The sequence below is a fragment of the Rhodoferax sp. SPJ4 genome, from assembly GCF_058216275.1.
Genome location: NZ_JBYZMN010000001.1, coordinates 1,276,159 through 1,295,338, shown reverse-complemented (window position 1 = coordinate 1,295,338; position 19,180 = coordinate 1,276,159). Strand labels below are relative to the sequence as shown.

Sequence of the window (19,180 nt, the reverse complement as noted above, 5' to 3'; positions counted from 1 at the left end):
AAATGGTGCCCTATGCAAAAGTTTGACGAGATGTACACCGCCTTGCCCTACAAGTTTTTCACGCAGGGCGCGGAGATCCGAGACCACTACAAGCTGTACGACGCCTGGCTGGCCAAGCAGCCGGGCGACATGATGCGCAAGCGACGCGAAGAGGCGGAGATGATCTTCCGCCGCGTGGGCATCACCTTCGCGGTGTACGGCACCAAGGACGAGGACGGCGCCGGCACCGAGCGGCTGATTCCCTTTGACCTGATTCCCCGGGTCATTCCGGCCAATGAGTGGGCGTCCATGGAAAAGGGCCTGGCGCAGCGGGTGAATGCGCTGAACCGCTTCATCCACGACGTCTACCACGACCAGGAAATCATCAAGGCCGGCATCGTGCCGGCCGAGCAGATTTTGGGCAATGCGCAGTTCCGGCCGGAGATGGTGGGCGTGGACGTGCCCAACCAGATTTATTCGCACATCGCCGGCATCGACATCGTGCGCGCCGCCAACCCGGATGGCAGCGGCGAGTACTACGTGCTGGAAGACAACCTGCGGGTGCCCAGCGGCGTGAGCTACATGCTGGAAAACCGCAAGATGATGATGCGGCTGTTCCCCGACCTGTTCAACCAGCACCGGGTGGCACCGGTCGCCCATTACCCCGATCTGCTGCTGGAAACCCTGCGCGCCTCGGCGCCGCCGGCCACGGCAGAACCCACGGTGGTGGTGCTGACGCCGGGCATGTACAACAGCGCCTATTTCGAGCACGCCTTCCTGGCCCAGCAGATGGGCATCGAGCTGGTCGAGGGCCAGGACCTGGTGGTCAAGGACGACTTTGTCTACATGCGCACCACCCGCGGCTTGAAACGGGTGGACGTGATCTATCGCCGGGTGGACGACGACTTCCTCGATCCCTCGGTGTTCCGGCCCACCTCCACGCTGGGTTGTGAGGGCTTGATCGGTGCCTACCGGGCCGGCAACGTGACCATCTGCAACGCGGTGGGCACCGGCATTGCCGACGACAAGTCCATCTACCCCTATGTGCCCAAGATGGTGGAGTTCTACCTCGGTGAGAAGCCCATCCTGAACAACGTGCCCACCTACATGTGCCGCAACAAGGACGAGCTGGCCTACACCCTGGCCAACCTGAAAGACCTGGTGGTGAAAGAGGTGCACGGCGCCGGCGGCTACGGCATGCTGGTGGGCCCGGCCGCCACCACCGCCGAGATCGAGGATTTCCGCAAGGCCTTGCTGGCCAACCCGGCCGGCTACATCGCCCAGCCCACGCTGAGCCTGTCGAGCTGCCCGACCTTTGTGGAAAGCGGCATCGCACCCCGCCACATCGACCTGCGGCCCTTTGTGCTGAGCGGCAAGGAGGTGCAGATGGTGCCCGGCGGCCTGACCCGGGTGGCGCTGAAGGAGGGCTCGCTGGTGGTGAATTCGTCCCAGGGCGGCGGCACCAAGGACACCTGGATTCTGGAAGTCTGACAGTCCACCAAGAACAAAAAGGAAACCCTATGCTGAGCCGCACCGCCGATCACCTTTTCTGGATGTCCCGCTACACCGAGCGGGCGGAAAACACCGCCCGCATGCTGGACGTGAACTACCAGACCGCCTTGTTGCCGCAGTCCACCGCGGTGGCCGAGCTGGGCTGGAAGGGTTTGCTGAGCATCAGCGAGCTGCTGCCCACCTACATGGAAAAACACGGCGACATCCGCTCCAAACATGTCATGGACTTCATGGTGCGCGACGAGAGCAACCCGTCCAGCATCATTTCCTGCTTGCGTGCGGCCCGCGAGAACGCCCGGGCGGTGCGTGGCACGCTGACCACCGAGGTCTGGGAAACCCAGAACCAGACCTGGCTGGAACTCAACCGCATGCTGCGGGCTGGCGAGTTCGAGGAAGAGCCTGCGCAGTTCTTCGAGTGGGTGAAGTTCCGCTCGCATTTGTCGCGCGGCGTCACCGTCGGCACCATGCTGATGGACGAGTCGCTGTACTTCATGCGGCTGGGCACCTTCCTGGAACGGGCCGACAACACCGCCCGGCTGGTGGACGTGAAGTTCCACGCGCTGCAGAGCGACTTCTTCGGCGTGGCCAGCGAGAAGGATCAGGAGTACGACTTCTACCACTGGAGCGCCATCCTGCGCTCGGTCTCCGGCTTCGAGATCTACCGCAAGGTCTACCGCGACGTGATCAAGCCCGAGCGGGTGGCCGAGCTGCTGATTTTGCGGCCCGACATGCCGCGCTCGCTGCACGCCAGCCTGAACGAGGTGGTGTCCAACCTGGCCATGGTCACCAGCGACCAGGCCAGCGAAACCCAGCGCCGGGCCGGCAAGCTGCGGGCCGACCTGCAGTACGGGCGCATCGACGAGATCCTGGCCACCGGCTTGCACGCCTTTTTGACTCAATTTCTCGACCGGGTCAACGAGCTGGGCAGCCACATCAGCCGCGACTTTTTGCTGCCCAGCTCGGCCTGAGCGGGTTTGGCGCCGGTTTTTCGCCAAAAAAGCCGCGTTGCGGGCGTCAAACCGGCCATTCCAGGCCTGGAATGGCCCTCTGGGCATTGATATCAGGGATTGCCCGCGGTACAATGCAGGCTTCACGACCAAACGGGCGGGTATCTACCGCCCGTTTTTTTTGGTCGATCGTTTTTTGAATCGTGCGGTTTTAGGTCGAATCTGAGCAGTGGCATTGCAGCAAATCGTTGAAAACATCGTGGCCGGTCTGGGCTACGACCTGGTGGAGATCGAGCGCTCCGGCGGGGGCTTGCTGCGCATCACCATCGACCTGCCGTGGGTGGCTTCGGCCACCGGAGCCGATCCTTATGTGACGGTGGAAGACTGCGAAAAAGTCACCCGGCAGCTGCAGTTTGCGCTGGAGGTGGACGGCGTGGACTACCGGCGCCTGGAAGTGTCCTCGCCCGGCATCGACCGGCCCTTGCGGCACCAACAGGATTACCTGCGCTTCGCCGGCGAGGTGGTGGACATCACGCTGAAGGCACCGCTGGGCGCGGCCGCCCAGGGCCAGGTGGCTGCCAACCGCAAGAAATTTCGCGGCACGCTGGAGCAGGCGGGTGAAGGCTGGCAGATCGTCTGGCGCGACGAGCCGGTGGCCAAGCCCGGGCAAAAAGTCAGTGCCAAGCGCGCGCTGGCCCCGCTGCAGGCACTGGGTTTCACGCTGGACGAGGTGCGCGAAGCACGTCTGGCACCGATTGTGGATTTCAAGGGGCGCAAGCCCAAAAGCGCCGGCCCGGCCGGCGCGCCTGGCGGAACAGCGGACGGCGACCATGCCGACCCGTCCGTTCCCCACTGATTACAGGAGAGTTGTGTCATGAATCGCGAAATGTTGATGCTGGTGGATGCCATCTCGCGCGAAAAGAACGTCGAACGTGACGTGGTGTTCGCGGCGGTGGAGTCGGCGCTGGCCCAGGCGACCAAGAAGCTGTACCAGGGGGATGTGGACATCCGCGTGGCGATTGACCGCGACAGCGGCGCCTACGAAACCTTCCGCCGCTGGCTGGTGGTGCCGGACGAAGCCGGCCTGCAAAACCCCGAAGCCGAAGAACTGCTGATGGACGCCAAGGAGCGCATCGCCGACGTGGAAGAGGGCGAGTACATCGAAGAAGGCGTGGAGTCGGTGCCGATCGGCCGCATCGGCGCCATGGCCGCCAAGCAGGTCATCCTGCAGAAAATCCGCGACGCCGAGCGCGAGATGCTGCTCAACGACTTCATGTCGCGCGGCGAAAAGATTTTTGTCGGCACCGTCAAGCGCCTGGACAAGGGTGACCTGATCGTCGAAAGCGGCCGGGTCGAAGGCCGTCTGAAGCGCAGTGAGATGATCCCCAAGGAAAACCTGCGCACCGGCGACCGGGTGCGGGCCATGATCATGTCGGTGGACCTGACGCTGCGTGGCGCGCCCATCCTGTTGTCGCGCAGTGCGCCCGAGTTCATGGTCGAGCTGTTCAGCCACGAAGTGCCTGAAATCGAACAAGGCCTGCTGGAAATCAAGAGCTGCGCCCGTGACCCCGGTTCGCGCGCCAAGATCGCCGTGCTGAGCCACGACAAGCGGGTGGACCCCATTGGCACCTGTGTCGGTGTGCGTGGCACCCGCGTCAACGCCGTCACCAACGAACTGGCCGGCGAACGCGTCGACATCGTGCTGTGGAGCGAAGACCCGGCGCAGTTCGTCATCGGTGCGCTGGCCCCGGCCAATGTGTCGTCCATCGTGGTGGACGAAGAGCGCCACGCGATGGACGTGGTGGTGGACGAGGAAAACCTGGCCATTGCCATCGGCCGTGGCGGCCAGAACGTGCGCCTGGCCTCCGACCTGACCGGCTGGAAGATCAACATCATGGACGCGGCCGAATCGGCCGAGAAAAACGCCAGCGAGACCGATTCCATCCGCGCGCTGTTCACCGAGAAGCTCGACGTGGACCAGGAAGTCGCCGACATCCTGATCAACGAAGGGTTCACCAGCCTCGAAGAGGTGGCCTATGTGCCGCTGCAGGAAATGCTGGAAATCGAAGGTTTCGACGAAGACACGGTGACCGAGCTGCGTTCGCGCGCCAAGGATGCCTTGTTGACCATGGAAATCGCCCGCGAAGAAGACGCCGAGGGCGTGTCGCAGGACCTGCGCGACATCGAGGGCATGACGCCTGAGTTGGCGACCCAATTGCAAGAGGCGGGTGTCAACACCCGTGACGACCTGGCCGACCTGGCCACGGACGAACTCTCTGAAATCACCGGCCAGACTGCGGAAGAGGCCACCGCCCTGATCATGACCGCGCGTGCACACTGGTTCGCCAGCGACGCCGCCGAAGAGTCCGGATCATGAAGGCCATCACCAGGAACGCCAGATATGTCCAGCACCACCGTCGCCGAGTTTGCCAGTGAACTCAAAAAATCTCCCGAAACCCTGCTTGACCAGCTGAAGGCCGCAGGCGTCACCAAGGGCAGCGCCCATGACCCGCTGACCGACGTCGACAAGCAACGCCTGCTCAGCCATCTGCAGGCCAGCCACGGCACCGTGGCCGCCGACCGCAAGAAGATCACGCTGGTGAAAAAATCCACCAGCGAGATCAAGCAGGCCGATGCCACCGGCCGCGCCCGCACCATCCAGGTCGAGGTGCGCAAGAAGCGCACCTTCATCAAGCGCGATGACGAGCTGGACCTGCCCGTGGCCCCGTCCGTCGAAGACGCCCCCGCGGCGGTGACGCCCGCCGCGCCGTTTTCTGTGGACGATGCTGAGCTGGCCCGCCGCGAGGAAGACGCGCGCCGCCAGGCCGAGCTGCTGCGCCGCCAGGAAGAAGAGCTGACCGAAAAGCGCCGCCAGCGCGAGGCCCTGGAGTCCCGCGAACGCGAAGCCGAAGAGCGCGCCGCTGCCTACGAGGCCGCCGAGCGCCAGAAGAAGGAAGCCAAGGCCGACCAGGCCTCGCAGAACGACGCCTCCATTCTGGAAGCCCGGGCCCAGCGCCAGGCGGCCGAGGCCGCCGCCAAGGAAGAAGCCCGCCTGAAGGTTGCCGCCGAGTCCAAGGCCCGCGCCGACGAGGAAGCCGCGCGCGCCAACGACCTGCAGGAACGCCGCCGCAAGGCCGAGGCCGAAGCCGCCGCCATCCGCACCATGATGGCTACGCCCAAGAAGGTGTTGACCGCCAAGAAGCCGGAAGAAGTCAAGCCGGTGGCCAAGGTCGACCCGGCCAAGCCTGGCATGAAGGGCACGCTGCACAAGTCGGCCACCAGCACCGTGGCGCGTCCTGGCGCACCGGCCACTGGCGACGCCAACAAGGAAGTCAAGTCGGCCAAGCTGTCGTCCAGCTGGGCGGGCGATCCGGCCAAGAAGAAAGAAATCAAGACCCGCGGCGACAGCAGCGGTGGTGTGGGCCGTGGCGGCTCCAACTGGCGCGGTGGTCCCCGTGGCCGTCGCTCCAACGACCGCAACGACCGCAGCGACCACCAGGTGGCGGCACCGGTGGAAGCCCGCGTCATCGAGGTCCATGTGCCCGAGACCATCACCGTGGCCGAGCTGGCCCACAAGATGGCCATCAAGGCCTCCGAGGTCATCAAGCACCTGATGAAGCTGGGCCAGATGGCCACCATGAACCAGCCGCTGGACCAGGACACCGCGATGATCGTGGTGGAAGAAATGGGCCACACCGCGGTGGTGGCGGCGCTGGACGATCCGGAAGCCTTCACCGACGACGACGTGTCCGGTCAGGTGGCCGAGTCGCTGCCGCGCGCGCCGGTGGTCACCGTCATGGGCCACGTGGACCATGGCAAGACCTCGCTGCTGGATTACATCCGTCGCGCCAAGGTGGCGGCCGGTGAGGCCGGTGGCATCACCCAGCACATCGGTGCCTACCATGTGGAAACCCCGCGTGGCATGGTGTCCTTCCTCGACACCCCCGGCCACGAGGCGTTCACCGCCATGCGTGCCCGCGGTGCCAAGGCCACCGACATCGTGATTCTGGTGGTGGCGGCCGACGACGGCGTGATGCCGCAGACCAAGGAAGCCATCAAGCACGCGAAAGCGGCCGGTGTGCCCATCGTGGTCGCGGTCAACAAGATCGACAAGCCCGATGCCAACCCCGAGCGCGTCAAGCAGGAACTGGTGGTCGAAGAAGTGGTGCCCGAAGAGTACGGCGGCGAGTCGCCCTTCGTCTCGGTGTCGGCCAAGACCGGCCAGGGCATCGACGAGCTGCTGGAGCAGGTGCTGCTGCAGGCCGAGGTGCTGGAGCTGAAGGCCCCGGTGGAAGCCCTGGCCAAGGGCCTGGTGATCGAAGCCCAGCTCGACAAGGGCCGCGGCCCGGTGGCCACGGTGCTGGTGCAGTCCGGCACGCTGAAGACCGGCGACGTGGTGCTGGCCGGCCAGACCTTTGGCCGCGTGCGCGCCATGCTGGACGAGAACGGCCGCTCCATCAAGACCGCAGGTCCGTCGATCCCGGTGGAAATCCAGGGTCTGACCGAAGTGCCGCAGGCCGGCGACGAGTTCATGGTGATGACAGACGAGCGCCGTGCGCGCGAAATCGCCACCTACCGTGCCGGCAAGTTCCGCAACACCAAGCTGGCCAAGCAACAGGCCGCCAAGCTGGAGAACATGTTCTCCGACATGACGGCGGGCGAGGTCAAGACCCTGCCCATCATCGTCAAGGCCGACGTGCAAGGCTCGCAGGAAGCGCTGGCCCAGTCGCTGCTGAAGCTGTCGACCGACGAGGTCAAGGTGCAGATGGTCTACACCGCGGTGGGCGGCATCAGCGAGTCGGACGTCAACCTGGCGATCGCCTCCAAGGCCGTCATCATCGGCTTCAATGTGCGGGCCGACTCCGGCGCGCGCAAGCTGGCCGAGAGCAATGGCGTGGACCTGCGCTACTACAGCATCATTTACGACGCGGTGGACGAACTCAAGGTCGCCATGTCGGGCATGCTGACGCCGGACAAGAAGGAAGAAGTCATCGGCACCGCGGAAATCCGCACCGTGTTCGTGGCCTCCAAGATCGGCACCGTGGCTGGCTGTATGGTCACCTCCGGCATGGTCAACCGCTCGGCCAAGTTCCGCCTGTTGCGCGACAACGTGGTGGTCTACACCGGCGAGCTGGAGTCGCTCAAGCGCGTCAAGGACGATGTGCGCGAAGTCAAGGAGGGCTTCGAGTGCGGTATCAAGCTGAAGAACTACAACGACATCCAGGTCAATGACCAGCTGGAGTTCTTCGAAATCAAGGAAATCGCGAGAACGCTCTGATGCCGGCCCGCAAGACCTCTGCCCCCAACCGCAGCTTCAAGGTGGCCGATCAGATCCAGCGCGATCTGACGGAGTTGATCGCGCGCGAGTTGAAAGACCCGCGGGTGGGCATGGTCACGGTGCAATCGGTCGAGGTCACCCCCGACTACGCCCACGCCAAGGTCTTCTTCAGCGTGCTGGTGGGCAACCCGCAGGAATGCGAGCTGGCCCTGAACCAGGCTGCTGGTTTCCTGCGCAACGGCCTGTTCAAGCGCTTGCACATCCATACCGTGCCGACGCTGCACTTTCTGTTTGACCGCACCACCGAGCGTGCGGCCGACATGAACGCCTTGATCGCCAAGGCCGTTTCCTCGCGCGCCAAGGACGACTGAGCATGAACGCGCCACGCACAAGGGTGCAGCGGCGCCCTGTGCATGGGGTGTTGTTGCTTGACAAACCGCTGGGATTCTCCAGCAACGATGCGCTGCAAAAGGCCAAGTGGCTGTTGCGGGCGGAAAAGGCCGGCCACACGGGCACGCTGGACCCGCTGGCCACTGGCGTGTTGCCGCTGTGTTTCGGCGCCGCCACCAAGTTCAGTCAGTTGCACCTGGACGCCGACAAGACCTACGAAACCACGGTGCGCCTGGGTGTGCGCACCCGCACCGCCGACGCCGAGGGCGAGGTGATTGACACCCGCCCAGTGACCTGCACCTTGGGCCAGGTGGTCGAGGTGCTGGACCGTTTCATGGGACCGATCGAGCAGGTGCCGCCCATGCACAGCGCCCTCAAGAAGGATGGCAAGGCCTTGTACGAGTACGCCCGCCAGGGTGAAACCGTCGAGCGTGCGCCGCGGGCCGTGGTGATCCATGACCTGGAACTGCTGGACGTGGACCTGCAATGCGATGCGCCCTTTCTGCGCCTGCGGGTGGCCTGCAGCAAGGGCACCTACATCCGCACGCTGGGCGAAGACATTGCCGAGGCTCTGGGCTGCGGCGGCCACCTGAGTGCCCTGCGCCGTGTGGCCACCGGAGACTTCAGCGAAGCCCAGTGCGTGACCATGGCCGAACTGGAAGCCATGAGCGAGGACCAGCGGCTGGACGGCCTGCTGCCGGTGGAGTCGCTGCTGGCCAGCCACACGCGGGTCACACTCGACACCGACAATGCGGGGCGCTTTCTGAGCGGCCTGCGCCGCCGGGTCGATTTGCCCGACGCGACTGCGGTGGCGGTGTTCGGCCAGGCGCCCGACGCCTTGCTGGGCGTGGCCCACATCACCGCGCGGGAGCTGATTCCCGACCGCCTGCTCAGCCCCATCGACATCCAACAGATTTTAGAAAACCGACCACACGCGACCGTGTGACACCCTTTCAGGAAACCACCATGAGCACCAAACAGATTCGCAACATCGCCATCATTGCGCACGTTGACCACGGCAAGACCACCATGGTCGACCAGCTGCTGCGCCAGTCGGGCACCTTTGCCGAACACGAGAAGGTGGTCGACACGGTGATGGACAACAACGCGATTGAAAAAGAGCGTGGCATCACCATCCTGGCCAAGAACTGCGCTGTGACCTGGGAAGGCACGCACATCAACATCGTCGACACCCCCGGCCACGCCGACTTCGGTGGCGAGGTGGAGCGCGCGCTGTCCATGGTCGACGGTGTGGTGCTGCTGATCGACGCGCAAGAAGGCCCGATGCCGCAGACCCGCTTCGTGACCAAGAAGGCGCTGGCCCTGGGCCTCAAGCCCATCCTGGTGGTGAACAAGGTGGACAAGCCCGGTGCCCGCCCCGACTACGTGGTGAACGCCGCGTTCGATTTGTTCGACAAGCTGGGCGCCACCGACGAGCAGCTCGACTTCCCGGTGGTCTATGCCTCCGGTATCAATGGCTGGTCGTCGCTGGAAGAAGGCGCCCCCGGTGAGCAGTGGGGCCCCGACATGTCGGCCCTGTTCGACACCGTGCTGAAGCATGTGCCGGCCCAGAAGGGTGACCCGGCCGCGCCGCTGCAGCTGCAGATCTCGGCCCTCGACTTCTCCACCTTCGTCGGCCGCATCGGCGTGGGCCGCATCAGTGCCGGCACCATCAAGCCCATGATGGACGTGGTGGTGATGGAAGGGCCGGACGGCAAGGCCGTCAAGGGCCGCATCAACCAGGTGCTGACCTTCCAGGGTCTGGAGCGCGTGCAGGCCACCGAAGCCGGCCCTGGAGAAATCGTGCTGATCAACGGCATCGCCGACATCGGCATCGGCGTCACCGTCACCGACCCGCTGAACCCGGCGCCGCTGCCCATGCTGAAGGTGGACGAGCCCACGCTGACGATGAACTTCTGCGTCAACACCAGCCCGCTGGCTGGCCGCGAAGGCAAGTACGTCACCAGCCGCCAGATCTGGGACCGCCTGCAAAAAGAGCTGCAGCACAACGTGGCGCTGCGGGTCAAGGAAACCGACGAGGAAGGCATTTTCGAAGTGATGGGCCGGGGCGAACTGCACCTGACCATCCTGCTGGAAAACATGCGTCGCGAAGGCTATGAACTCGCGGTCAGCAAGCCGCGTGTGGTGTACCGCGACATCAACGGTGAAAAGCACGAACCCATCGAGATGGTCACCGCCGACATCGAAGACCAGCACCAGGGCGGCGTGATGCAGGCGCTGGGCGAACGCAAGGGCGAGCTGGTCAACATGGAGCCGGACGGCCGTGGCCGTGTGCGCCTGGAATACCGCATCCCGGCACGTGGACTGATCGGCTTCACCAATGAGTTCCTGAACCTGACCCGTGGCTCGGGCCTGATCTCCAACATCTTCGACGGCTACGAGCCACACAAGGGCGAGATCGGTGGCCGCAAGAACGGTGTGCTGATCTCCATGGACGCTGGTGAGATCTTCACCTACGCGCTGGGCAAGCTGGACGACCGCGGCCGCATGTTTGTGCGCGCCAACGACCCGGTGTACGAAGGCATGATCGTCGGCATCCACAGCCGCGACAACGACCTGGTGGTCAATGCCACCCGCACCAAGCAGCTGACCAACTTCCGCGTCTCCGGCAAGGAAGATGCAATCAAGATCACGCCGCCGATTGACGCCACGCTGGAGTACGCTGTGGAATTCATCGAAGACGACGAGTTGGTGGAAATCACGCCCAAGTCGATCCGCCTGCGCAAGCGCCACCTGTCGGAAAGCGACCGCAAGCGCGCCAGCCGCTGAACGGGTTCGCGGTCAGGGGTGTTTCAACCGAGGCAGAGGCAGAGCATGAAAACGGACAACGTGGATGTGATCGCCGAGCGGCGTGGCCAGCTGGGCATGCTCACCCTGAACCGGCCCAAGGCCTTGAACGCCTTGTCGCTGGCCATGGTGCGGGCCCTGACCCAGCACCTGCATGCCTGGCGCGACGACCCGGCGGTGCGGGCGGTGGTGGTGCGCGGGGCTGGCAAGGACAGCCCCTTTGGCCATTTCTGCGCCGGCGGTGACATCCGTTTCTTCCATGCCGCCGCGCTGGCCAACGACCCGGCGCTGGAAGACTTCTTCACCGAGGAATACCGCCTCAACCACCTGATCGCCACCTACCCCAAGCCCTACATCGCCTTCATGGACGGTGTGGTCATGGGCGGCGGCATGGGCATCAGCCAGGGTGCGAGCCTGCGTGTGGTGACCGACCGCACCCAGATGGCCATGCCCGAAACCGGCATCGGCCTGTTCCCGGACGTGGGCGGCAGCTATTTCCTGAGCCGCTGCCCGGGCCGGCTGGGCGAGTACCTGGCCTTGACCGGCCTGACCATCGGCAGCCTGGAAGCCCAGTGCTGGGGCCTGGCCGACGGCCACATCGACGCGGTGCAGCTGCCGGTGTTGTGGGACACGCTGGCCAGCACCCCGTTTGAGAGCGCCAACGCGGTGGAGCACTGGGTGCAGTCGCGTTTTGCCGCGCTCGGCAAGAAACCGGCCACCCAGGCCATCGACCGCATCTTCGCGCTGGGTACGGTGCAGGCCATCGTCGACGCGGTGGAGGCCGAAGACAGCGACTGGGGCCGCGCCACCGCCGCCTTGCTGCGCAAGCGCTCGCCGCTGATGCTGAACGTGGTGCTGGAGCAGATCCGCCGTGGCCGTGCCCTGGGCCTGGCCGACTGCCTGCGCATGGAGCGCACGCTGGTTTACCGCTGCTTCCACCTGCGGCCCGGCGCGGCCAGCGAAACGGTGGAAGGCATTCGTGCGTTGGCCATAGACAAAGACCACTTGCCGAAGTGGAACCCGGCCCGCATTGAAGACGTCACGCCGGCCATGGTGGCACCGTTTTTTGAGAGTCCCTGGGCACCCGACCAGCACCCGTTGCGCCAGCTGGGCTGAGGCCCACTGCCGCGGCCGTCAGCGGTTGCGGCTTTTCATTGCGCGCTCCACCTCGCGCTTGCCTTCGCGGTCCTTGATGGTGTCGCGTTTGTCGTGCTCGGCCTTGCCCTTGGCCAGCGCGATGTCGCATTTCACCTTGCCGGCTTTCCAGTGCAAATTCAGCGGCACCAGGGTGTAGCCTTTTTGCTCGACCTTGCCGATCAGCCGCTTGATCTCGGCCTTGTGCATCAGCAGCTTCTTGGTCCGCACCTTGTCGGGGCTGACATGGCTGGAGGCGGTGTTCAGCGGGTTGATCTGGCAGCCCAGCACAAACAGCTCGCCGTCGCGGATCACCACATAGCCGTCGGTCAGCTGCACCTTGCCCTCGCGCAACGACTTCACCTCCCAGCCCTCCAGCACCATGCCGGCCTCGAAGCGTTCTTCGAAGAAATAGTTGTACGCCGCCTTCTTGTTGTCGGCGATGCGGGCGTTCTTGGTGTCGGGGGATGCGGGTTTTTTGGCCATGGCAAAGAGTTGGGGGCGCAAGGCCTCCATACAATGGCTCGCGAGCCCCGTATTCTAGGGGCTCACGGCAGCAGCCCCGGGGCGCTGCCGCTGAGTGAGCGCATGAAAACCGTCCAAAAATCCGTCCTCATCTGGTACAGCCCGGCCGAAATGTTCGCGCTGGTGACCGACGTGCCCCGCTACCCGGAATTCCTGCCCTGGTGTGACCATGCACGGGTCTTGTCGCAGGAGGTCGATGGTGTCACCGCCGAGGTGGGCATCGGCTTTGGCGGCTTGCGGCAAAGCTTCACCACCCGCAACACCCATGTCGAGGGCAGGGCGGTGCATCTGTCACTGGTCAAAGGGCCGTTTTCGTCGCTCGAAGGCCAGTGGAATTTTGTGCCCCTGGTGGCCCCCGGCGCTGCCGCCGACGCGCCGCCGGAGCGGGCCTGTCGGGTCGAGCTGTCGCTGCAGTACGGCTTTGACAACGGCGCTCTGGGCCTGCTGGTCGGGCCGGTGTTCGACAAGATCGCCGGCAGCCTGGTTGATGCCTTTGTGAAGCGCGCCGAACAGGTCTATGGCTGAGCCCGGCTGGATCACGGTGACGCTGGTGGCCTCGCCCGGCCCGCGCCAGACGGTGGAAGAGGTTCTTCGTCTGCCGGTTGGTGCACGGGTGGCGGACGCCTTGCAGGCCAGCCAGACGGTGGCGCAACATGTCCAGGCCGGTACGCCGCCCGATGTGGGGCTGTGGGGCCGTGGGGTGCCACTCACCGAACCGCTGGCCGACCAGGACCGGCTGGAGTTGTACCGCCCGCTGAAGGTGGACCCGAAAGTGGCGCGGCGCGAGCGGTTTCAGCAGCAGGGCGCGCGCGGCACGGGCCTGTTTGCCAAGCGCCGCCCCGGGGCCAAGTCCGGTTACTGAGGTGTGGGCATTGCGCCGAGGTGGGTAACCACCAGACCGGTCCGCCTCAGTGGCTCACTTGCAATCGGACGCGATGATGGTTTCCAGCCGCTTGGTCTCGGTGGCGCGGGTGGCGTCGTCGATGATCTCTCGCTCGCCCTGGGCGTTGGTGCGGGCAATCCGCGCCCCCGAGTCGTAGGTGGCCTTGGCCTGCTGGGCGCGGGCGCAGTTGTCGGCCCGGTCCTTGGCCTGCTTGTCGTCAGCCACCTTCTTCTGGGCGGCCGCAGCCTCGTCGGCCTGCTTTTTCTTGGCTTCCAACTCCTTGTCCTGCGTCGCCGGGCGGGGTGCGCTGGCCGCCTTGGACGCTTCGGCCAAGGGCACTGGCACCAGCAGCTTGGACGGGGTGGGTTGGCGAAGGATGTCTTTGTCGGGCACGCTTGCCGGTGGTGGCTGGTCGCTGAAAATCTGCCGGCCGCTGGCGTCGCGCCATCCCCACTGGGCCTGGGCCAGGCCGGCGGTGGTCACAAAAAACACGATGGCGAAGCGTTGCAATGCGGTCATGCCGCGAGTTTAGTCGCCGCCGGCCCGCTGTGCGAGGGCTTTTGGCGCCCGGCCAGGAGGCCCAGGATGGCAACGGTACAATTCATCTTTTGGAGCTTTCACAATGCGCCTGCTAGGAAAAGCGCTCACCTTCGACGATGTGTTGCTGGTGCCAGCGTTCTCCCAAGTCCTGCCCAAGGACACGTCTCTTGCGACCCGTTTGTCGCGCAACATCACCCTGAACCTGCCGCTGGTGTCCGCCGCCATGGACACGGTCACCGAAGCCCGTCTGGCCATTGCCATGGCGCAAGAAGGTGGCCTTGGCATCGTGCACAAAAACCTGAGCGCCAAGCAGCAGGCGGCCGAAGTGGCCCGCGTCAAGCGCTACGAATCCGGCGTGCTGCGCGACCCGGTGGTGATCACCCCCCACCACACGGTGCGCCAGGTGGTTGACCTGTCGGAGCAACTGGGTGTCAGCGGCTTCCCGGTCTGTGACGGTGGCAAGGTGGTGGGCATTGTCACCAACCGTGACCTGCGGTTTGAGACCCGTTACGACGTGCTGGTCAGCGAGATCATGACGCCGCGTGACAAGCTGGTCACCGTCAAGGAAGGCGTCACACCGGCCGAGGCGCGGGCCTTGCTGAACCGCTCCAAGCTGGAGCGGCTGCTGGTGGTCAACGACGCTTTCGAGCTCAAGGGCCTGATCACGGTGAAAGACATCACCAAGCAAACCAGCTTCCCCAACGCCGCGCGCGACGCCTCTGGCCGCCTGCGGGTGGGTGCGGCGGTGGGCGTGGGCGAGGGCACCGAGGAGCGGGTCGAATTGCTGGCCCAGGCCGGGGTCGACGTGATCGTGGTCGACACCGCCCACGGCCACAGCCAGGGCGTGATCGAGCGGGTGCGCTGGGTCAAGCAGAATTTCCCGCAGATCGACGTGATCGGCGGCAACATCGCCACCGGCGCGGCCGCCCGTGCGCTGGCCGACGTGGGGGCTGACGCCGTCAAGGTCGGCATCGGCCCCGGCTCCATCTGCACCACCCGCATCGTCGCCGGTGTGGGCGTGCCGCAAATCACCGCCATCGACAACGTGGCCACCGCGCTGCAAGGCACTGGTGTGCCGTTGATTGCCGACGGCGGTATCCGTTACTCGGGTGACATCGCCAAGGCCATTGCCGCTGGCGCCAGCACCGTGATGATGGGTGGCATGTTCGCCGGCACCGAAGAGGCGCCGGGCGAGATCGTGCTGTACCAGGGCCGCAGCTACAAGAGCTACCGCGGCATGGGCAGCATCGGCGCGATGCAGCAGGGCAGTGCCGACCGCTATTTTCAGGAAACCAACGCCGGCAACCCGAATGCCGACAAGCTGGTGCCCGAGGGCATTGAGGGCCGCGTGCCCTACAAGGGCTCGATGGTGTCCATCATGTTCCAGATGGCCGGTGGCGTGCGCGCCGCCATGGGTTACTGCGGTTGCGCCACCATCGACGAGATGAAGGCCAAGGCCGAGTTTGTGGAGATCACCACCGCTGGCATCCGCGAAAGCCATGTGCACGACGTGCAGATCACCAAGGAAGCGCCCAATTACAGGGCTGAATAAGTCCAGCGCTCCCCACAGGGGCAGCCGCAGGGCCGCCCCTTTTTTCTTTTCCGTCCCGCCGCCATGCAACACCAGAAAATCCTCATCCTCGATTTCGGCTCCCAGGTCACCCAGCTGATTGCCCGCCGGGTGCGCGAAGCCCATGTGTACTGCGAGGTCCACCCCTGCGACGTCAGCGACGACTGGGTGAAAGCCTACGCGGCCGACGGCACGCTGAAGGGCGTGATCCTGTCCGGCAGCCATGCCAGCGTCTACGAGGACAGCACCGACAAGGCGCCAGCCTCGGTGTTCGAACTGGGCGTGCCGGTGCTGGGCATCTGCTACGGCATGCAGACCATGGCCCACCAGCTAGGCGGCAAGGTGGAAAGTGGCCACCAGCGTGAATTTGGTTTCGCCGCTGTGCGTGCGCGTGGCCACACCGCGCTGCTGAAGGACATCGCCGACTTCACCACGCCGGAAGGCTTTGGCATGCTCAACGTCTGGATGAGCCATGGCGACAAGGTCACCGAGCTGCCGCCCGGCTTCAAGCTGATGGCCAGCACCGACAGCTGTCCCATCGCCGGCATGGCCGACGAGGAACGCCGCTTTTACGCGGTGCAGTTCCACCCCGAGGTCACGCACACGGTGCAGGGCCAGGCGATGCTGGAGCGCTTTGTGCTGGGCATCTGCGGCGCCCAGCCCGATTGGGTGATGCGCGACCACATCACCGAGGCGGTGGAGAAAATCCGCGCCCAGGTGGGTGACGAAGAAGTGATTCTGGGCCTGTCCGGCGGGGTGGATTCCTCGGTGGCCGCGGCGCTGATCCACCGCGCCATTGGCGACCAGCTGACCTGCGTTTTTGTGGACCACGGCCTGCTGCGGCTGAACGAGGGCGACATGGTGATGGACATGTTCGTCGGCCAGCTGCACGCCAAGGTGATCCGCGTCGATGCGGCCGACCAGTTCCTGGGCCACCTGGCGGGCGTCAGCGAGCCAGAGGCCAAACGCAAGATCATTGGCCGCGAATTCGTTGAGGTGTTCAAGGCCGAGGCCGCCAAACTCACTTCAAGTGGTGCATCAACAAAAGGCGCCAAGTGGTTGGCACAAGGAACTATTTACCCCGATGTCATCGAGTCCGGCGGGGCCAAGAGCAAGAAGGCCGTGACCATCAAGAGCCACCACAACGTCGGTGGTCTGCCCGAGCAGCTGGGCCTGAAGTTGCTCGAGCCGCTGCGCGATCTGTTCAAGGACGAGGTGCGCGAGCTGGGTGTGGCCCTGGGCCTGCCGCCCGAAATGGTCTACCGCCACCCCTTCCCCGGCCCTGGTCTTGGCGTGCGCATCCTGGGCGAGGTGAAGAAGGACTACGCCGACCTGCTGCGCCGGGCCGACGCCATCTTCATCGAAGAGCTGCGCAACTTCAAAGACGCTGCCACCGGCAAAACCTGGTACGACCTGACCAGCCAGGCCTTCACCGTGTTTTTGCCGGTGAAAAGCGTCGGCGTGATGGGCGACGGCCGCACCTACGACTACGTGGTGGCGCTGCGCGCGGTGCAAACCAGCGATTTCATGACCGCCGACTGGGCCGAGCTGCCCTATGCGCTGCTGAAAAAGGTGTCCAGCCGCATCATCAACGAGGTGCGTGGCATCAACCGTGTGACCTACGACGTGAGCTCCAAGCCACCGGCCACCATCGAGTGGGAGTGAGCGGCCGGCCATGGACGCCTTGACCCCGCTGAGCTGGCTGCTGCTGGCCCTCGCCCTGGGGCTGGGCGGGGTGCTGGGCGCCTGGCTGGCGCGGGGCCGTGCGGCTGCCGCCCTGGCCCAGGTGCGCAGCCAGTCCGAGCTGGCGCTGGCGCTGGCCCAGCAGCGTGTGCAGACGCTGGAGGCCGATCACCAGCGCCTGCTGGCCCAGTTTGAGGCCACCCACAGCCAGGCAAGCCAGTGGCGCGACGCGCTGGACCTGGCGCGCGACGAGCGGGCCCAGCTGGCCGAGCGGGCCTCCCGGGTGCCGGCGCTGGAGGCCGAGCTGGCGGCGCTGCACAGCCGCCATGCCGAGGACCAGCAGCTGCAACTGCGTTTGTCCAACGAACTGACCGAGGCCAACGCCCGGCTGGCCGGCGAGCGGGCCCAGGCCGACGAAAAACTGGCTTTGCTGCAATCGGCCCGTGAATCGCTGGCCGAGCAGTTCAAAAACCTGGCCAACGACATCCTGGAAGAAAAAAGCAAGCGCTTTGCCGAGCAGAACCAGACCTCGCTGGGCCAGATGCTGGACCCGCTGAAGCTGCGCATCAACGAGTTCCAGGCCAAGGTGGAAGACGTCTACGTCAAGGAAGGCAAGGACCGCAGCGCGCTGGCCGAGCAGGTGCGCCAGCTGCTGGACCTGAACCAGGTGCTGAGCCAGGACGCCAAAAACCTGACCCGGGCGCTGACCGGCTCGGCCAAGTCGCAGGGCAATTGGGGCGAGCTGGTGCTGGAGCGGGTGCTGGAGGCGTCCGGCCTGCGCAAGGGCGAGGAATACACGGTGCAGGACAGCCACACCCGCGAGGACGGCTCCCGCGCCCAGCCCGACGTGGTGATCCACCTGCCCGAAGGCCGGCAGCTGGTGGTGGACGCCAAGGTGTCGCTCAACGCCTACGAGGCCTTTGCCAACCTGGAAGACGAGGCCGGCCGGCAGGCCGCGCTGAAGCGCCACCTGGACTCCATCCGCGCCCACATGCGTGGCCTGTCCGACCGCAACTACCAGGACCTGTACCAGCTGAAGTCACTCGACTTTGTGCTGATGTTTGTGCCCATCGAGCCGGCCTTCATGCTGGCGGTCAGCAGCGACCGCGAGCTGTTCATGGAGGCCTGGCAGAAAAACGTGCTGATGGTCAGCCCGTCGACGCTGCTGTTCGTGGTGCGCACCGTGGCCCATTTGTGGCGCCAGGAAGCCCAGAACCGCAACGCGCAGGACATCGCCCGCCGCGGCGCGGAGCTGTACGACAAGCTGGTGGGTTTTGTCGAAGACCTGGAATCGGTCGGCACCCGGCTGAAGCAGGCCCAGAAAGACTACGACGCTGCCCACAGCAAGCTCACCGGCGGCCGCGGCAACGTGATCCGGCAGGCCGAGATGCTGCGCGAGCTGGGCGTCAAGCCCTCGAAAAGCCTGCCAGCCGGGCTGGTGGAGGCGGCGGCCCAGTTGCCGCTGTCGCCGCCCACCGAAGGCCCTTGAGAGTCTTCAGCGGCAGTTGAAGCTCAGGACACCGTTCTCGGGCACCACCAGCCGCTGGCCGCCACCCTCGTCGATGCAGCGGTAGCGCACCACCAGCTGCTTGACCTGGCCGGGCGCCGGGTCGCCACACAGGCCATTGTCGACACGGACCTGGTAGCCCTGCTGCGGGTTGGCCAGCCGTTGCTCCAGGCCGTTACGGGCATCGCAGGTGCTGCGGCCCACGCCATAGCGTGCCACCTCGATCCGAACCTGGGGCGGGTAGGACGGCATCGGCGCCTGCACCTGGCCGCTTTGGGCGGCGGCCACGCCGTCGCGGTAGCCCTGGTCATAGCCCCGGCGGAACTCGGCGCTCTGGGCCTGGGCGGTGCCGGCCGCGGCCAGCAGGCCCAGCAGGATCCCGACGCGGGTCAGCGAAGGCAGGGTGGCGGTGTTCATGGCGGGG

17 protein-coding genes are annotated in these 19,180 nt (G+C 65.4%); 14 read left to right on the top strand and 3 right to left on the bottom strand.

The window, feature by feature from the left end:
- The first annotated feature begins 12 nt into the window (after positions 1–12).
- The 9 genes from AC4BAR_RS06360 to AC4BAR_RS06320 all read left to right on the top strand — a co-directional run bounded on the left by AC4BAR_RS06360 (position 13) and on the right by AC4BAR_RS06320 (position 12,030).
- On the top strand, positions 13–1,470 hold the full coding sequence (locus AC4BAR_RS06360; protein ID WP_490626964.1) for a circularly permuted type 2 ATP-grasp protein: 1,458 nt from the start codon (positions 13–15) through the stop codon (positions 1,468–1,470).
- Positions 1,471–1,499: 29 nt separating this feature from the next.
- On the top strand, positions 1,500–2,459 hold the full coding sequence (locus tag AC4BAR_RS06355; protein ID WP_490626963.1) for an alpha-E domain-containing protein: 960 nt from the start codon (positions 1,500–1,502) through the stop codon (positions 2,457–2,459).
- A 208-nt stretch (positions 2,460–2,667) separates the two neighbouring features.
- Entirely contained in the window at positions 2,668–3,294 is a 627-nt protein-coding gene (rimP, locus tag AC4BAR_RS06350; protein WP_490626962.1) for a ribosome maturation factor RimP, read from the top strand.
- A gap of 18 nt (positions 3,295–3,312) precedes the next feature.
- Positions 3,313–4,815: a transcription termination factor NusA gene (gene nusA, locus AC4BAR_RS06345; RefSeq protein WP_490626961.1), complete on the top strand. Its 1,503-nt coding sequence runs from the start codon at positions 3,313–3,315 to the stop codon at positions 4,813–4,815.
- Between the two features lie 24 nt (positions 4,816–4,839).
- Positions 4,840–7,716: a translation initiation factor IF-2 gene (gene infB, locus AC4BAR_RS06340; protein WP_490626960.1), complete on the top strand. Its 2,877-nt coding sequence runs from the start codon at positions 4,840–4,842 to the stop codon at positions 7,714–7,716.
- A complete protein-coding gene (gene rbfA, locus AC4BAR_RS06335; RefSeq protein WP_490626959.1) occupies positions 7,716–8,087 on the top strand; it encodes a 30S ribosome-binding factor RbfA in 372 nt (123 codons plus the stop codon). Before infB ends, rbfA begins: the two co-directional genes overlap by 1 nt.
- Before the next feature lie 2 nt (positions 8,088–8,089).
- The gene (truB, locus tag AC4BAR_RS06330; protein WP_490626958.1) at positions 8,090–9,052 is read left to right on the top strand and encodes a tRNA pseudouridine(55) synthase TruB; all 963 of its coding nucleotides are present in this window, start codon (positions 8,090–8,092) and stop codon (positions 9,050–9,052) included.
- Positions 9,053–9,072: 20 nt separating this feature from the next.
- Positions 9,073–10,896 (top strand): translational GTPase TypA, encoded by a 1,824-nt coding sequence (gene typA, locus AC4BAR_RS06325; protein ID WP_490626957.1) that lies wholly within the window; start codon positions 9,073–9,075, stop codon positions 10,894–10,896.
- A gap of 45 nt (positions 10,897–10,941) precedes the next feature.
- Complete coding sequence (locus tag AC4BAR_RS06320) at positions 10,942–12,030, top strand: enoyl-CoA hydratase/isomerase family protein (RefSeq protein WP_490626956.1); 1,089 nt, start codon at positions 10,942–10,944, stop codon at positions 12,028–12,030.
- Positions 12,031–12,048: 18 nt separating this feature from the next.
- Here AC4BAR_RS06320 and smpB read toward each other — a convergent pair whose 3' ends face one another.
- Positions 12,049–12,534: an SsrA-binding protein SmpB gene (gene smpB / locus AC4BAR_RS06315; RefSeq protein WP_490626955.1), complete on the bottom strand. Its 486-nt coding sequence runs from the start codon at positions 12,532–12,534 to the stop codon at positions 12,049–12,051.
- 102 nt (positions 12,535–12,636) lie between these two features.
- On the opposite strand from smpB, the gene AC4BAR_RS06310 reads away from it, so the two are divergent.
- Positions 12,637–13,098: a type II toxin-antitoxin system RatA family toxin gene (locus AC4BAR_RS06310; protein ID WP_490626954.1), complete on the top strand. Its 462-nt coding sequence runs from the start codon at positions 12,637–12,639 to the stop codon at positions 13,096–13,098.
- Entirely contained in the window at positions 13,091–13,435 is a 345-nt protein-coding gene (locus tag AC4BAR_RS06305; protein ID WP_490626953.1) for an RnfH family protein, read from the top strand. Before AC4BAR_RS06310 ends, AC4BAR_RS06305 begins: the two co-directional genes overlap by 8 nt.
- Before the next feature lie 54 nt (positions 13,436–13,489).
- On the opposite strand, the gene AC4BAR_RS06300 is transcribed toward AC4BAR_RS06305, so the two are convergent.
- Complete coding sequence (locus AC4BAR_RS06300) at positions 13,490–13,975, bottom strand: DUF4124 domain-containing protein (protein ID WP_490626952.1); 486 nt, start codon at positions 13,973–13,975, stop codon at positions 13,490–13,492.
- A 103-nt stretch (positions 13,976–14,078) separates the two neighbouring features.
- Here AC4BAR_RS06300 and guaB point away from each other — a divergent pair, with 103 nt between their 5' ends.
- From guaB to AC4BAR_RS06285, 3 genes are all read left to right on the top strand, one after another.
- A complete protein-coding gene (guaB, locus tag AC4BAR_RS06295) occupies positions 14,079–15,548 on the top strand; it encodes an IMP dehydrogenase (protein ID WP_490626951.1) in 1,470 nt (489 codons plus the stop codon).
- A 63-nt stretch (positions 15,549–15,611) separates the two neighbouring features.
- Entirely contained in the window at positions 15,612–17,231 is a 1,620-nt protein-coding gene (guaA, locus tag AC4BAR_RS06290) for a glutamine-hydrolyzing GMP synthase (protein WP_490626950.1), read from the top strand.
- Between the two features lie 10 nt (positions 17,232–17,241).
- Positions 17,242–18,738: a DNA recombination protein RmuC gene (locus AC4BAR_RS06285; RefSeq protein ID WP_490626949.1), complete on the top strand. Its 1,497-nt coding sequence runs from the start codon at positions 17,242–17,244 to the stop codon at positions 18,736–18,738.
- Between the two features lie 6 nt (positions 18,739–18,744).
- Here the strand turns inward: AC4BAR_RS06285 and AC4BAR_RS06280 are convergent, their stop codons facing one another.
- Positions 18,745–19,173: a hypothetical protein gene (locus tag AC4BAR_RS06280; RefSeq protein ID WP_490626948.1), complete on the bottom strand. Its 429-nt coding sequence runs from the start codon at positions 19,171–19,173 to the stop codon at positions 18,745–18,747.
- Between the last annotated feature and the right edge of the window lie 7 nt (positions 19,174–19,180).

Excerpts from the sequence above, each read along its gene's own strand:
- AC4BAR_RS06360 (WP_490626964.1), top strand. The coding sequence starts at position 13 with ATGCAAAAGTTTGACGAGATGTACACCGCCTTGCCCTACAAGTTTTTC.
- AC4BAR_RS06355 (WP_490626963.1), top strand. The coding sequence starts at position 1,500 with ATGCTGAGCCGCACCGCCGATCACCTTTTCTGGATGTCCCGCTACACC.
- nusA (WP_490626961.1), top strand. The coding sequence starts at position 3,313 with ATGAATCGCGAAATGTTGATGCTGGTGGATGCCATCTCGCGCGAAAAG.
- infB (WP_490626960.1), top strand. The coding sequence starts at position 4,840 with ATGTCCAGCACCACCGTCGCCGAGTTTGCCAGTGAACTCAAAAAATCT.
- rbfA (WP_490626959.1), top strand. The coding sequence starts at position 7,716 with ATGCCGGCCCGCAAGACCTCTGCCCCCAACCGCAGCTTCAAGGTGGCC.
- truB (WP_490626958.1), top strand. The coding sequence starts at position 8,090 with ATGAACGCGCCACGCACAAGGGTGCAGCGGCGCCCTGTGCATGGGGTG.
- typA (WP_490626957.1), top strand. The coding sequence starts at position 9,073 with ATGAGCACCAAACAGATTCGCAACATCGCCATCATTGCGCACGTTGAC.
- AC4BAR_RS06320 (WP_490626956.1), top strand. The coding sequence starts at position 10,942 with ATGAAAACGGACAACGTGGATGTGATCGCCGAGCGGCGTGGCCAGCTG.
- smpB (WP_490626955.1), bottom strand. The coding sequence starts at position 12,534 with ATGGCCAAAAAACCCGCATCCCCCGACACCAAGAACGCCCGCATCGCC.
- AC4BAR_RS06310 (WP_490626954.1), top strand. The coding sequence starts at position 12,637 with ATGAAAACCGTCCAAAAATCCGTCCTCATCTGGTACAGCCCGGCCGAA.
- AC4BAR_RS06305 (WP_490626953.1), top strand. The coding sequence starts at position 13,091 with ATGGCTGAGCCCGGCTGGATCACGGTGACGCTGGTGGCCTCGCCCGGC.
- AC4BAR_RS06300 (WP_490626952.1), bottom strand. The coding sequence starts at position 13,975 with ATGACCGCATTGCAACGCTTCGCCATCGTGTTTTTTGTGACCACCGCC.
- guaB (WP_490626951.1), top strand. The coding sequence starts at position 14,079 with ATGCGCCTGCTAGGAAAAGCGCTCACCTTCGACGATGTGTTGCTGGTG.
- guaA (WP_490626950.1), top strand. The coding sequence starts at position 15,612 with ATGCAACACCAGAAAATCCTCATCCTCGATTTCGGCTCCCAGGTCACC.
- AC4BAR_RS06285 (WP_490626949.1), top strand. The coding sequence starts at position 17,242 with ATGGACGCCTTGACCCCGCTGAGCTGGCTGCTGCTGGCCCTCGCCCTG.
- AC4BAR_RS06280 (WP_490626948.1), bottom strand. The coding sequence starts at position 19,173 with ATGAACACCGCCACCCTGCCTTCGCTGACCCGCGTCGGGATCCTGCTG.